Below are 13,602 nucleotides of genomic sequence, written 5' to 3' on the forward strand. Positions count from 1 at the left end.
TCCCTGGGCACCCATCACCACACACCCCGACACGTCCCGCTCGTTCTGCCTCTGCCGCATTTCCGGGACGCCGCCCCGCTCCCAGTCGCGGCCCGCCCCGGGGAAAGGACGTGACGCCATGCCGGATGCCGTCACCCGAACCGGCTCGACCGCGCGACCCGAACTGCTCGCCTCGCTCGACCCGCTCCTGCGCGCGTGGCTGCCCCGGCAACGCTGGTTCGCGGGCAGAACAGCACCCGCCCTCACCCTGCTCGCCGCGACGGACCTGCTGCCGGTCACGGCACGCCAGCCGGGCCTGATCCACGCCCTTCTGCGCATCGAGCCCACTCAGGACACGTACCAACTCCTGCTGGGCGTAAGGGAGTCACTGCCCCCGTACCTGGCGCCGGCTCTCATCGGCCATGTCACACAGGGCCCCCTCGCGGGACGCACGGTCTACGAGGCCCTGCTCGATCCCCGCCTGACGGACCTCCTCCTGGAGCGGCTGCGCCACCCGGGCCGCCTGGGCGGACTCCGCTTCGCGCACGACGGCGCGACCCCGATCCCACCGGACCTCGCCCCACGCCCCCTCGACGCGGAGCAGTCCAACTCGTCGATCATTTACGGAGATACGTTCATCCTCAAGGTGTTCCGCCGTGTGACGCCGGGCCTCAATCCGGACCTGGAACTCCAGCGCGCGCTGGCCGACGAGGGCTGTGGTCGCGCGCTCGCCCCGGTGGCGTGGTTCGAGACGACGGACGACGATCCGCTCTCGCTGGGCCTGCTCCAGCCCTACCTCACGGGCGCGACGGACGGCTGGGACCTCGCGCTCGGCGAGCTGTCCAAGGGACAGGACTTCCGTCACGAGGCCCGCGAACTGGGCCGCGCGACAGCGGAGATCCACCTCGCCCTGGCGCACGCCCTGCCGACGGTCACCCTGGGCCGCGCCCACACGGTGCAGCTGGCCCAGTCGATGAAGGGCCGCCTGGACAAGGCGGTCCAGGCCGTGCCCGCTCTCCATCCCTACGCGCCCGCGCTGCACACCGCCTTCGACGCCCTCGCGGCCGACACGACCCCCCGCACCGCCCAGCGCGTGCACGGCGACCTGCACCTGGGCCAGTGCCTGCGCTCGCCCGCCGGGGCCTGGTCGGTCATCGACTTCGAGGGCGAGCCGTCCCGCCCCCTGCCCGAACGCCGGCTGCCGCACCCGCCCGCCCGCGACGTGGCCGGCATGCTGCGCTCCTTCGACTACGCGGCCCGCACCAGCCGGCCCTGGTCGCCGGACTGGGCGCGCGGGTGCCGGGACGCCTACTGCGCGGGCTACGCGCAGGCCGCAGGCGACGATCCGCGGACGGACCCGGTCCTGCTGCGCGCCTACGAGACGGACAAGGCGGTCTACGAAGCCGTCTACGAGGCTCATCACCGCCCGGACTGGCTGTCGATCCCGCTGTCGGCGATCGACCGCCTCGCCACGGAGGCCTCCGGCATGCCGCGCCCCCGCACCGGAGACGCGGACGCGGCACCGCAGCACCCCATGTCGACCCCGAGCCAGGAGGCCACCCCGTGACGCACGACCCCTCCCGCTCCACACCGCCCACACCCGTCACCGCCGCCCCTTCCCCCACCTCCGCCGCCGACCGTGACCGCCTCCTCGCCGGCACCCACCACGACCCGCACTCCACCCTTGGCGCGCACACCACGCCCTCCGGGACGGCTTTCCGGGCGCTACGCCCGTACGCCCGCGCGGTCACGGTCGTCGCGGACGGCCTCCGGGTCGTGCTGCACGACGACGGCGACGGCTTCTTCTCGGGCCTCGCCGACCTGCCCGCACCCCCGGCCGACTACCGCCTCCTGGTCACCTACGAGGGCGCAGTCGAGCACGAGACCCCGGACCCGTACGGGCTGCTGCCCGCGCTCTGCGAGTTCGACCTGCACCTGATCGGCGAGGGCCGGCACGAGCAGCTGTGGCAGGCGCTGGGCGCGCACCCCATGACGCACCAGGGCATCACCGGCACCCGCTTCACCGTCTGGGCGCCCAACGCCCAAGGGGTGCGCGTCGTGGGCGACTTCAACTACTGGAACGGCACGGGCTTCCCGATGCGCTCGCTCGGCTCCACGGGGATCTGGGAGCTCTTCATCCCGGCCCTCGGCGAGGGTGAGCTGTACAAGTTCGAGATCACCCGCCCGGACGGCTCGAAGACGATGCGCGCGGACCCGCTGGCCCGCCGCACGGAGGTCCCGCCCGCCAACTCCTCGATCATCGACGCGTCGCACCACACCTGGCACGACGACGAGTGGATGGCCCGCCGCGGCACTCCGCCCGTGCACGAGGCCCCGTTCTCGGTCTACGAGATCCACCTCGCGTCCTGGCGGCCCGGCCTCACGTACCGCCAGCTGGCCGATCAACTCCCTGCGTACGTTGCCGACCTGGGGTTCACGCACGTAGAGCTGATGCCCGTGGCCGAGCACCCCTTCGGCGGGTCGTGGGGCTACCAGGTCACCGGCTTCTACGCCCCGACGGCCCGCATGGGCACACCCGACGACTTCCGGCATCTGGTCGACGCGCTGCACCAGGCCGGCATCGGCGTCCTCATGGACTGGGTGCCGGCCCACTTCCCGCGCGACGACTGGGCGCTCGCCGAGTTCGACGGCCGCACCCTGTACGAGCACGAGGACCCGCTGCGCGCCGCCCACCCCGACTGGGGCACCCTCGAGTTCGACTACGGCCGCAAGGAGGTCCGCAACTTCCTGGTCGCCAACGCCGTGTACTGGTGCGAGGAGTTCCACATCGACGGCCTGCGCGTCGACGCCGTCGCCTCCATGCTCTACCTCGACTACTCGCGCGAGCACGGCCGGTGGACCCCGAACCAGTACGGCGGACGGGAGAACCTGGACGCGGTCGAGTTCCTCCAGGAGATGAACGCGACGCTGTACCGCAGGGTCCCCGGCGTCGTCACGATCGCCGAGGAGTCGACCGCGTGGGACGGCGTGACCCGGGCGACCCACCACATCGGACCGGGCGGCTTCGGGGGTCTCGGCTTCGGCCTGAAGTGGAACATGGGCTGGATGCACGACTCGCTCGGCTACGTGTCCCACGACCCGGTCCACCGCAGCTACCACCACGACGAGATGACGTTCTCGATGGTCTACGCGTACAGCGAGAACTACGTCCTGCCGATCTCGCACGACGAGGTGGTCCACGGCAAAAAGGCGCTGGTCTCCAAGATGCCCGGCGACTGGTGGCAGCAGCGGGCGACCCACCGCGCCTACCTGGGCTTCATGTGGTCCCACCCGGGCAAGCAACTCCTCTTCATGGGGCAGGAGTTCGCGCAGGGCGCGGAGTGGTCGGAGGCGCACGGCCCGGACTGGTGGCTGCTCGACCCGTCGTACCCGGCGGAGCCCGACCACCGCGGTGTCCGCGACCTCACCCGCGACCTGAACGCCGTCTACCGGCACGAACCGGCGCTCTGGCAGCGCGACATGGACCCGGCGGGCTTCGAGTGGATCGTCGGTGACGCGGCGCAGGACAACGTCTTCGCGTTCCTGCGCCGCGCCGCCGACGGCAGCCCGCTCATGTCGGTGTCCAACTTCTCGCCGGTGGTGCGCCACGAGTACCGGCTCGGCGCCCCCGACGACGTACCGGCCTGGCACGAGGTCCTCAACACCGACGGGGCCCGCTACGGCGGTGGTGACGTCGGCAACCCGGACCCGGTCAAGCCGGACGCCCAGGGTGCCCATGGGCGTCCGGCCAGTGTCCGGCTCACGCTCCCGCCGCTCGCGACGGTGTGGCTCAGGCCCGCGTGATCAGGGCCTGTCCGGGGACCCCGGGACATGCCTCAGCACGCCGCGCAGCGACTCGGGCAGCTCCCCGCCGTGCACGACGCCGAGCGTCTGGGTGGCCCGGGTCAGCGCGACGTAGAGATCACTGACCCCGTACTCGCCCGGCTCCACGACCAGCACCCGGTCGAACTCGAGCCCCTTGGCCTGGCGGGGGTCGAGCAGCACCAGGTGCTTGGTGAGGTCGGGCTCGCCGCCCGCCACCACGTCCGGCAGCACGGCGGCGAGCGCCGCGTGCAGCCGGCGGGGGGCGATCACCGCGAGCCGCCCCTCCTCGGGAGTGGCGGCGACGGCCTCCTCGGCCACGGCCTTCACGACGTCGCCGGCCGCGCGCGCCCAGGGGCGCACGCCCGTCGAGCGGACCGAGGACGGCGGCTCGAAGCCGGGGTGCTCGGCGCGCAGCACGGCCGCCGCCACGTCCATGATCTCGGACGGCGTGCGGTAGTTGACGCCGAGCCGGGTGTGCTCCCAGCGGTCCGCGACGTACGGCGCGAGGATCTTCTCCCACGATCCGACGCCGGCCTCCTCGGCGGTCTGCGCGGGGTCACCGACCAGCGTCATCGACCGCGTCGGCGAGCGGCGCATCAGCAGCCGCCACGCCATCGGCGACAGTTCCTGCGCCTCGTCGACGATGATGTGCCCGAACGCCCAGGTCCGGTCGGCGGCCGCGCGCTCGGCAGCGCTGCGGTGGTCCTCCTCCTCGTACCAGTCGGCGACCCGCTCGGCATCGACGATGTCGTGCGCGGCGAGGACCTCGGAGTCCTCCTCGTCCTCGAACTCGTATGTCTCGGAGCCACGCGAGAGTTCGAGGACGCCCTGCGCGTAGGCGATCCGCTCCTGGCGAGCCGCCTCGGCCAGGGCGCGTTCGGCGCTGTCGTCGACGCCGATCAGCTCGGCGGCCTCGTCGAGAAGCGGAACGTCGGCGGGGGTCCAGTCCGCCGGCCCCGTCACGTCCCGCCGGATCGCCTTCGCGTCCTCGCCGGCCAGGTGCACGGGCTCGGCCAGGAAGTCCGCGACCAGGTCCTGCGGGGTGAGCCGGGGCCACAACTCCTCGATGGCAGCGTGCACTTCGGCGCTGGCGGCGACCCCCTTGCCGATCTGGGCGAGGTCGTCGGGGCCGAGGAAGTTGGGGCCGCCGTACGGGTCGGCGCCGATGCGCTCCGCGAGCTGGGCGGTGAGCGCGTCGATGATCCGGAAGGCGAAGTGGGGGCGGGCGAGGTTGTGCGGCAGGAGCGTGTCGCGGGCGGCCTGCCGGGCTTCGTAGGCGATCTCCCAGTCGAGGATGAGGTCACCGTCGTCGTGCCGGACGATCAACGGGGCGCCGGGCTCGGGAAGCTGCTGCCGGTCGCGGACGGCGAGCGCGAGGGCGTCCACCATGGCCTCGGCGCCCTTGACGGCGGCGGCGTGCGGGGTGTCCTCGGCGGTGGCGTGCACGCCGGGGAACAGCTCGCCGAGCGAGGCGAGCAGCACGCCGGTCTCGCCGAGCGCGGGCAGGACCTCGCCGATGTAGCCGAGGAAGGCGGGGTTCGGGCCGACGATGAGGACGGCCCGCTTGGCGAGGAGCTCCCGCTGCTCGTACAGGAGGAACGCCGCGCGGTGCAGCGCCACCGCGGTCTTGCCCGTGCCGGGGCCGCCCTCCACCACGAGCACGCCGCGGTGCGAGTGGCGGATGATCCGGTCCTGCTCGGCCTGGATGGTCTGCACGATGTCGCCCATGCGGCCGGTGCGGGCCGAGTTCAGGGCGGCGAGCAGCACGGCGTCGCCGGTCGGGTCCTCGAACCCGGTGCGCTCCTCGTCACCGAGGTCGAGGATCTCGTCGTGCAGTTCGGTGACGGTGCGGCCCTCGGTGGTGAGGTGGCGCCGCCGCCTGATGCCCATGGGCGTGTGCCCGGTGGCGAGATAGAAGGGGCGGGCGACCGGCGCGCGCCAGTCGATCAGAATCGGGGTGTGCTCGCTGTCGTCCTCGCGAATTCCGATGCGCCCGATGTGATGCGCGGTGCCGCCCGCCTTTTCGGTGAGATCGATCCGGCCGAAGCACAGCGAACCGTCGACCGCGTTCAGCGCGGCGAGCAGGCCGGAACGCTCGACAACGAGGAGATCCCTTTCGAGCCGCGCCTGCTGCCCGGTGCCGACCGGTGTCAGGGCGTCCGAGACCGACTCTGCGGCGTCGCCGCGCAGCACATCGACACGCGCGTAAAGCCGGTCGATGAATTCCTGCTCTTTCTGCAATTCAGCGATTTCACGCGCTTCACGGGTTGACAAAGCGGCTCCCTGCCAGGTACGGTGTGTTTATTCGGCCCCTTGTGAGGGGCCTTTTCTGTGGGCACACAGAAACACCGAATATACCCCCTGGCAGGGTCCAATTGCACCCCGGGGATTTCACCGCCGCTATTCGGCCCGGTCAACGGCCTCCGTCGGACCGGCGTGGTCAGACGACCTCCGCCAGTTCCTCCAGCAGTCGCCGCTTCGGGCGTGCCCCGACCCGCGTCCACACCGGCTCGCCGTCCTTGAAGACCATGAGCGTCGGCATCGACAGCACCCCGTAACGCACCGCGGTCCCCGGGTTGTGATCCACGTCGATCACCACGACGTCGAGCCGCTCCCGCTCCTCGTCCGCGATGGAGCGCAGCACCGGCGCGAGCTGCCGGCACGGCCCGCACCACTCGGCGGTGAACTCCACCAGGACCGGCCGCCCGGCTCCCAGCACCTCCGTGTCGAAGTCCGCGTCCGTGACGTCCCTCAGATCCGTACTCACTTCACCCTCCCAGTTCGCAGCGCGGCGACGGGTGCTCGCCCGCCAGCGCGTCCATGGCGTCCTCGGCGCGCTCCAGCTGCGCGCCGACCTTCTCCCGAACGGCGGTCAACTCGCCGATCAGCGCATCGAGTTCGCCGAGCTTGCGGCGGTACACCGCGAGCGAGGCGGGGCACGAGTCGCCTTCCGGATGCCCGGCCCGCAAGCACTCCACGAACGGCCGGGTCTCCTCCAGCTCGAACCCGAAGTCCTGGAGCGTCCTGATCTGCCGCAGGGCCCGCAGGTCCGCCTCGTCGTACGTGCGGTAGCCGTTGCCGCCGCGCCGCGCGGGCAGCAGCCCGCGCGACTCGTAGTACCTCAGCGTCCGCGTGGTCGTCCCCGCCCGCTCAGCCAGCTCTCCGATGCGCATGTCTTCGACGGTAAACGTTGACCCCGACGGAAAGGCCAGCGATTACGCGTTGCCCCGCGCGGCCGGCTCCTTCTCGGCGGCGCCCGGCTCTACGGCGGACGTCTCGGCTGCCACGTCAGCCTTGACTGCCGCGTCAGTCTCAGCTGCAACGCCAGACTCACCAGCAACGTCGGGCTCACCGGCAACGTCAGGCTCACCGGCAACGTCAGCGGCAGCGTCCGCCCCCGCCGTCCGCTCCCCGTGCCGCGGCAGCAGTACCGCCACCAGCACCGTCCCGACGCCGAGGATCACCGCGCCGACGACGCTCGTGTGGGCCACCGCGTCCGAGAACGCGGAGCCCACCGCGTCGGCCATCTGCCGCGCGCCGCCCGCGAGCTGCTCGGCCTGCGCCTTGAGCTGGGCCGCCTGCTCGGGGCTGGTCGCGCCCGCCGCCTTCTCGGCGATCTTGTGGGCCTGGTCCCCGATGCCCTGCGCCACCGCGTAGCCCGCGCCGACCGAGTCCTGCGCGGTGCCCAGCGCGTCGGCGGGCAGCTTCGAACCGGCCGTGTTGTCCGCCAGCTGCGACGAGTACGAGCCGGCCAGGACCGAGCCCAGGATCGCGATGCCGAGCGAGCCGCCGAGTTCGAGCGACGTGTCGTTGACCGCGCCGCCTACGCCCAGCTCCGACTCGGGGAACGAGCCCATGATCGCGTCGGTGCACGGCGAGAGGGCGAGGCCGATCGCGAGGCCGAGGATGACCAGGGGCAGCACGAAGTCCCCGTACGCCGACGAGGCGTCGATGCGCGTGAGGAGCGCGAGAGCGGCGGTGCCGCCGACCATGCCGGCCGTCACCGTGATCTTCATGCCGATGCGCGGGGTGAGGTACCCCGTGAGCGCCGAGCCCACGAAGACCGCTCCGGCGAGCGGCAGCATGCGGACGCCGGTGGCCAGCGCGTCGTAGCCGAGGACGAACTGGAGGTGCTGGGTCAGGTAGTAGAAGGCACCGAAGACCGCGAGGAAGAAGAGGGCGACCGCGAGGTTCGAGCCGGAGAAGCGGCGGTCCGTGAAGCGGCGGACGTCCAGGACCGGGCGCGGGTGGCGCAGCTCCCACAGGACGAAGGCCACCAGGGCCAGGCCCGCGACGACCGCGGCGCCGATCGCCTTGGCTCCCCAGCCGAAGTGCGGCCCCTCGATGATCATGTAGACGAGGGCGCCGACCCAGACGACGGAGAGCAGTCCGCCGACGTAGTCGATGCGGTGCTGGTGCGCCGCCTTGGACGGCGGTACGAGGACGAGGGCGCCGACGAGGGCGACGGCGGCCACGGGCACGTTGATCAGGAACGTGGACGACCAGCCGTGGTTGCGCAGGAGCGCGCCGGCGACCAGGGGTCCGGCGGCGATGGCGAGTCCCGCGGTGGCCGTCCACAGCACGATGGCCTTGGCGCGCTCGGCGCGCGGGAAGGTGGCCGCGAGCAGCGACAGCGTGGCGGGCATGATCATGGCCGCGCCGACGCCCATCACCGCGCGGGCCGCGATGACCCCGGTGGAGCTGTCGACGAGCGAGCCCGCGACGGCGCCGCCGCCGAAGACGACGAGGCCGAGGATGAGCGCCCCGCGCCGGCTGTACTTGTCGCCGATCGCCCCGAGCAGCAGCATCAGGGCCGCGTACGGGACGGTGTAGCCGTCGATGACCCACTGGAGGTCGGCGCTGGTCAGGCCGAGGTCCTTGGTCATGTCGGGCGCCGCGACGGTGAGCGCGGTGTTCGCCATCACGATGATCAGCAAGCTCAGGCAGAGCACGAGCAGGGCCCACCAGCGGCGGGCGTACGGCCGGTCCATCCCCTCGACCGGTTCCTTCATGACGAGGCGCATTCCCCTGCCACCCTCCGGGGCCCTCGGCCCCCGCAGTCCACGAGTCCATGTGTCCACGGACATTGCACAGCACTGTGCAATTACACAACGCTGTGCAATTTACGTCATTGCACAGCACTGTGCAAAACCACACGTGAACGGGGTCGGGACCGGGGTGCAGAATGGGCGCGTGACTTCAGGACGAGCCGACACCAACCGCCGCCGCATCCTCGACGTCGCCCTCGCCGAGCTGCTGCGCGACCCGGATGCGTCCATGGACCAGATCGCCAGGGCCGCGGGCGTCGTCAGGCGCACGGTCTACGGGCACTTCCCCAGCCGCGAGGCGCTCGTCGCCGCGCTCGTCGACGACGCCGTCGTCGCGGTCGAGGCCGCGCAGTCCGAGGGGCGCGCCGGGGTGACCGACCCGGCCGAGGCCGTGGCCCGCTCACTGCTCGCCGTGTGGGAGGTCGCCGACCGCTACCGCCTGCTGGTCGCCCTCGCGCAGCGCGCCGTCACCGTCGAGGGCATCCGCGCCCGGCTGACCCCGGTCCGCGACAGCTGCGCCGAGCTGCTCCAACAGGGCCTGAAAACGGGCGAGTTCGCCTCTCCCCTGCCGGCGACGGCTCTCGCGTACGTCCATGAGCAGGTGCTGTTCGGACTGCTCGAAGCGGTCAACGACGGGCTGATCCCAGCAGAAGAGGCGGGCCGCTCCGCCGCGGTCACCGTACTGACCGCAGCGGGCGTACCCGCCTCACGCGCCACCGAACTGGTGGCAGGACTCACCTAGGGCGCCCCGTCAGGGGCGCGGGGAACTGCGCGACCAGCCCCCACCGACCCGCAGATTCCAAGCGAACCCGGCGGAGCGCTCAGGCCTTCGCCAGCTCCTTGTCGCCCTCACCTCGCTGACCAGGAACAGCGGCAGCGTCACCGCTCCCGTTGTCCACGAGCGTGCGCTCGTCGAAGGGCAGGTCACCGGCGAGCACGCGCGCGACGCGGTCCTTGTCGACCTCACCCGTCCACGTACCGATGAGGAGCGTCGCCACCGCGTTGCCCGCGAAGTTGGTCAGGGCGCGGGCCTCGCTCATGAAGCGGTCGATGCCGATGATCAGGCCGACGCCGTCGACGAGCGCGGGCTTGTGCGACTGGAGTCCGCTGGCGAGCACCGCGATACCGGAGCCCGAGACGCCCGCGGCGCCCTTCGACGCGACCATCATGAACAGCAGCAGGCCGATCTGCTGGCCGATGGCGAGGGGCTGGTCCATGGCGTCCGCGATGAACAGCGAGGCCATGGTCAGGTAGATCATCGTGCCGTCGAGGTTGAACGAGTACCCGGTCGGCACGGTGATGCCGACGACGGGACGGCTGACGCCCAGGTGCTCCATCTTCGCGATGAGCCGCGGCAGCGCGGACTCGGAGGACGAGGTGGACAGGATCAGCAGGAACTCACGGCCCAGGTACTTCAGGAGCGCGAACAGGTTGTAGCCGGTGGCCAGACGCAGCAGGGTCCCGAGGACCACGACGACGAACAGGATGCAGGTCACGTAGAAGCCGAGCATGATCGTGGCCAGCGCCTTCAGGGCGTCCACGCCGGTCTCGCCGATGACGGCCGCCATCGCGCCGAACGCGCCGACGGGCGCGGCCCACATGATCATGCCGAGGACGCGGAAGACCAGCTTCTGGATGTGCTCGACACCCTTGAGGACCGGCTCACCGGCGCGCCCCATGGCCTGGAGCCCGAAGCCGACGAGCAGCGCGACCAGCAGCGTCTGGAGCACCTCGCCCTCGGTGAACGCCGACACGAGGGTCGTCGGGATGATCCCGAGGACGAAGTCGACCGGGCCCTCGGCGGCGTCCTTGGCCGCGGTGTGGCCGACGTCCTTCACGGCCTGCGTGAGGTGCATGCCGTCGCCCGGGTGCAGGATGTTTCCGACGACCAGGCCGATGGCGAGCGCGACCACGGACATCACCAGGAAGTAGCCGAGGGCGAGGCCGCCGACCTTGCCGATCTTGGCGGCCTTGCGCACGGAACCGACGCCGAGCACGATCGTGCAGAAGATGATCGGCGAGATCATCATCTTGATCAGGTTCACGAAGCCGGTGCCGACCGGCTTGAGCTCCTTGGCGAAGTCCGGCCAGATGAAGCCGACCGCGATGCCGAGAAGGACGGCACCGATGACGGCGATGTACAGATAGTGGGTGCGGTCTCTCTTGGTGGCGGCTGCCACCTGGGTCTCGGCCACGGGTGCCTCCTGACGGCTGTGTCTGACGTACGGCGTACTGCGTACGGGGAACCTGCACGTACGCGCCATGCGTGCGGCTCACGTCTGGCGAATCACGGTGACTATCTCCCGCCTTGTGAGGGCCGTCACCCTTCCGTTCATTTAGTTCGCGCTTATACGTTCAAGTAGTTCACGCTTGAACGTATCCGCCTGTACCGAGAGGCAGACTGGGCCCATGCGCCTCCCCCTCCTGCCACGCGCCCGCAGCCTGGCCGGCCAGCTCTTCGCGATGCAGGTCGTCCTGGTCTTCGTCGTGGTCGCGGGGTGCGCGCTGTTCACGTACATCAGCGATGGCAACCAGGCCGAGCAGGCCGCCACACGCCAGGCGACGGCGGCGGCCCGCGCGGTCGCGGACGCGCCCTCCGTCCGCGGGGCGATCACGGGGGACGGCGACCCGACCCGCACGCTCCAGCCGTACGCGAGCGACGTCCAGCGCCACACCGGCGTGGACTTCGTCACGATCATGGATCCGCACGGCATCCGCTGGACGCACCCCGACGAGCGGCGCATCGGCGAGCGCTTCCTCGGCCACATCGGGCCCGCCCTGCGGGGCGGGACCTTCTCGGAGACGTACACGGGCACGCTCGGCCCGTCGGTGCGCGTGGTGACCCCGATCATGTCGGGGCAGCGGATCGTCGGCCTGGTCAGCGCCGGCATCACGGTCGAGGAGATCAGCGCGCAGGCGCGCGGCCAGGTGATGGCGGTGGCCGGCGTCGCGGCCGGCGCTCTCGTCCTCGGCGGCATCGGCACGTACGTCATCAACGCCCGGCTGCGGCGGCACACCCACGGCATGAACGCGACCGAGCTGAGCCGCATGCACGCCTATCACCAGGCGGCCCTGCACGCGGTGCGCGAGGGTCTGGTGATGCTCGACGGACAGCGCAGGATCGCGCTCATCAACGACGGGGCGCGCGAGCTGCTCGGCGTCGGCGACGAGACGGTCGGGCGCAATGTCGCGGAGCTGGGCCTGCCCACCCCGCTCACGGGCGCGCTCCTCGCGGCGGAGCCCCGCGTCGACGAGGTGCACCTGACCACCGACCGCGTGGTCGTCGTCAACACCTCCCCCGTCTCCAGCGGCGACCGGCGCGGCACCGTGGTGACCCTGCGCGACCACACCGAACTCCAGGCGGTCATGGGCGAGCTGGACTCCGAGCGGGGCTTCACACAGGCGCTGCGCTCGCAGGCCCACGAGGCCGCGAACCGGCTCCACACCGTCGTCTCGCTGATCGAGCTGGACCGGGCCGGCGAGGCGGTCGACTTCGCGACGGCGGAACTGGAGCTGGCGCAGACCCTCACCGACCAGGTCGTCGCCGCCGTGAGCGAGCCGGTGCTCGCCGCACTCCTGCTCGGCAAGACGGCGCAGGCCAACGAGCACGGCGTGGAGCTGGAGATCTCCGGGGACAGCCGCATCGACGACGGCCTGGTGCCGCCCAGCCTGCCGGCCCGCGACCTGGTGACGATTCTCGGCAACCTGCTGGACAACGCGGTCGACGCCGCCCAGGGCTCCCCGCACGCGAAGGTGACGGTCACGGCCCGCGCGCAGGACGACACCCTGCTGCTGCGGGTCACGGACACGGGCCCGGGTGTCGCCGACGGCCACGCGGACGCGGTCTTCGAGCGGGGCTGGACCACCAAGCCGGCCGGTCCCGGCGGGCGCGGCCTCGGTCTCGCGCTCGTCCAGCAGTCCGTCGCCCGTAACTCCGGCACCCTGACCCTGGCCGAGTCCCCCACGGGCGGCGCACAGTTCACTGTCGTCCTGCCCCTCCAGCGCACGAGCGCGACCACGCCCACGGGAGGCACCGCGTGACAGATCCCGACCCCACCAGCGGCACCATCCGAGTACTGATCGTCGAGGACGACCCGGTCGCCGCCGACGCTCACGTCCTGTACGTGAACCGGGTCCCCGGCTTCACCGCGATCGGCAAGGCGCACACGGCCGCCGAGGCCCACCGGGCGCTTGAGCGCACCCAGGTCGACCTGCTCCTTCTCGACCTGCACCTTCCCGACGGCCACGGTCTCCAGCTGGCGCGCTCGCTGCGGGCGGCCGGCCATCACACGGACGTGATCGCGGTGACCTCGGCCCGCGATCTCACGGTGGTCCGCGAAGGGGTCTCGCTCGGCGTGGTGCAGTACGTACTGAAGCCCTTCACGTTCCCGACGCTGCGCGACCGCCTCGTGCGCTACGCGGAGTTCCGGGCGGCGGCTGGCGAGGCGGGCGGCCAGGACGAGGTCGACCGCGCCCTGGCCACGCTGCGCGCACCGAGTCCGGCCGCCCTGCCCAAGGGGCTGAGCGCACCGACCCTGGAGCGCGTCACGCGAACGCTGCGCGCCGCTCCCGAGGGTCTGACCGCCGCGGCGGCCGCCGAGTCCGTGGGCATCTCACGCATCACGGCCCGCCGCTACCTGGAGCATCTCGTCGAGTCGGGCCGCGCCGCGCGCAGCCCCCAGTACGGCCAGGTGGGCCGACCTGAGCTGCACTACCGCTGGCTCACGACGGTCTAGACCATTGGTCAACC

Annotated in this window: 10 protein-coding genes; 5 read left to right on the forward strand and 5 right to left on the reverse strand. The window is 71.7% G+C overall.

The genetic code is table 11. The features are described 5' to 3' along the window. Window positions 1–118 precede the first annotated feature (118 nt). Together OG574_RS17745 and glgB are read left to right on the forward strand one after the other, a co-directional pair. Window positions 119–1,546 carry a maltokinase N-terminal cap-like domain-containing protein gene (locus tag OG574_RS17745; RefSeq protein ID WP_326774032.1) on the forward strand — a complete coding sequence of 476 codons (1,428 nt, stop codon included), beginning with the start codon at window positions 119–121 and terminating at the stop codon, window positions 1,544–1,546. After that, window positions 1,543–3,783, forward strand: a complete 2,241-nt coding sequence (glgB, locus tag OG574_RS17750) for a 1,4-alpha-glucan branching enzyme (protein ID WP_326774033.1) — start codon at window positions 1,543–1,545, stop codon at window positions 3,781–3,783. Before OG574_RS17745 ends, glgB begins: the two co-directional genes overlap by 4 nt. Here the strand turns inward: glgB and OG574_RS17755 are convergent, their stop codons facing one another. The 4 genes from OG574_RS17755 to OG574_RS17770 form a co-directional block, all read right to left on the reverse strand. After that, window positions 3,784–6,045: a HelD family protein gene (locus tag OG574_RS17755; protein ID WP_326774034.1), complete on the reverse strand. Its 2,262-nt coding sequence runs from the start codon at window positions 6,043–6,045 to the stop codon at window positions 3,784–3,786. Between the two features lie 199 nt (window positions 6,046–6,244). Next, window positions 6,245–6,571 carry a thioredoxin gene (gene trxA / locus OG574_RS17760; RefSeq protein ID WP_100595798.1) on the reverse strand — a complete coding sequence of 109 codons (327 nt, stop codon included), beginning with the start codon at window positions 6,569–6,571 and terminating at the stop codon, window positions 6,245–6,247. Window position 6,572: 1 nt separating this feature from the next. Further along, window positions 6,573–6,977 carry a MerR family transcriptional regulator gene (locus tag OG574_RS17765; RefSeq protein WP_326774035.1) on the reverse strand — a complete coding sequence of 135 codons (405 nt, stop codon included), beginning with the start codon at window positions 6,975–6,977 and terminating at the stop codon, window positions 6,573–6,575. Between the two features lie 42 nt (window positions 6,978–7,019). Next, entirely contained in the window at window positions 7,020–8,828 is a 1,809-nt protein-coding gene (locus tag OG574_RS17770; RefSeq protein ID WP_326774036.1) for an MFS transporter, read from the reverse strand. Between the two features lie 169 nt (window positions 8,829–8,997). Here OG574_RS17770 and OG574_RS17775 point away from each other — a divergent pair, with 169 nt between their 5' ends. Next, the gene (locus tag OG574_RS17775) at window positions 8,998–9,594 is read left to right on the forward strand and encodes a TetR/AcrR family transcriptional regulator (RefSeq protein WP_326774037.1); all 597 of its coding nucleotides are present in this window, start codon (window positions 8,998–9,000) and stop codon (window positions 9,592–9,594) included. Window positions 9,595–9,673: 79 nt separating this feature from the next. Here OG574_RS17775 and OG574_RS17780 read toward each other — a convergent pair whose 3' ends face one another. Continuing rightward, window positions 9,674–11,047: a cation:dicarboxylate symporter family transporter gene (locus OG574_RS17780; RefSeq protein WP_326774038.1), complete on the reverse strand. Its 1,374-nt coding sequence runs from the start codon at window positions 11,045–11,047 to the stop codon at window positions 9,674–9,676. A 214-nt stretch (window positions 11,048–11,261) separates the two neighbouring features. Here OG574_RS17780 and OG574_RS17785 point away from each other — a divergent pair, with 214 nt between their 5' ends. Both OG574_RS17785 and OG574_RS17790 read left to right on the forward strand, forming a co-directional pair. Next, a complete protein-coding gene (locus OG574_RS17785) occupies window positions 11,262–12,893 on the forward strand; it encodes a sensor histidine kinase (protein ID WP_326774039.1) in 1,632 nt (543 codons plus the stop codon). After that, window positions 12,890–13,588 carry a response regulator gene (locus OG574_RS17790; RefSeq protein ID WP_326774040.1) on the forward strand — a complete coding sequence of 233 codons (699 nt, stop codon included), beginning with the start codon at window positions 12,890–12,892 and terminating at the stop codon, window positions 13,586–13,588. Before OG574_RS17785 ends, OG574_RS17790 begins: the two co-directional genes overlap by 4 nt. Window positions 13,589–13,602: the final 14 nt, after the last annotated feature.

This window comes from Streptomyces sp. NBC_01445 (assembly GCF_035918235.1).
Lineage (GTDB): Bacteria > Actinomycetota > Actinomycetes > Streptomycetales > Streptomycetaceae > Streptomyces.

What these genes read in the sequence shown, in the direction of transcription:
- OG574_RS17770 (WP_326774036.1), bottom strand. Translation starts at nt 8,828, where the DNA reads ATGCGCCTCGTCATGAAGGAACCGGTCGAGGGGATGGACCGGCCGTAC.
- OG574_RS17745 (WP_326774032.1), top strand. Translation starts at nt 119, where the DNA reads ATGCCGGATGCCGTCACCCGAACCGGCTCGACCGCGCGACCCGAACTG.
- OG574_RS17785 (WP_326774039.1), top strand. Translation starts at nt 11,262, where the DNA reads ATGCGCCTCCCCCTCCTGCCACGCGCCCGCAGCCTGGCCGGCCAGCTC.
- OG574_RS17765 (WP_326774035.1), bottom strand. Translation starts at nt 6,977, where the DNA reads ATGCGCATCGGAGAGCTGGCTGAGCGGGCGGGGACGACCACGCGGACG.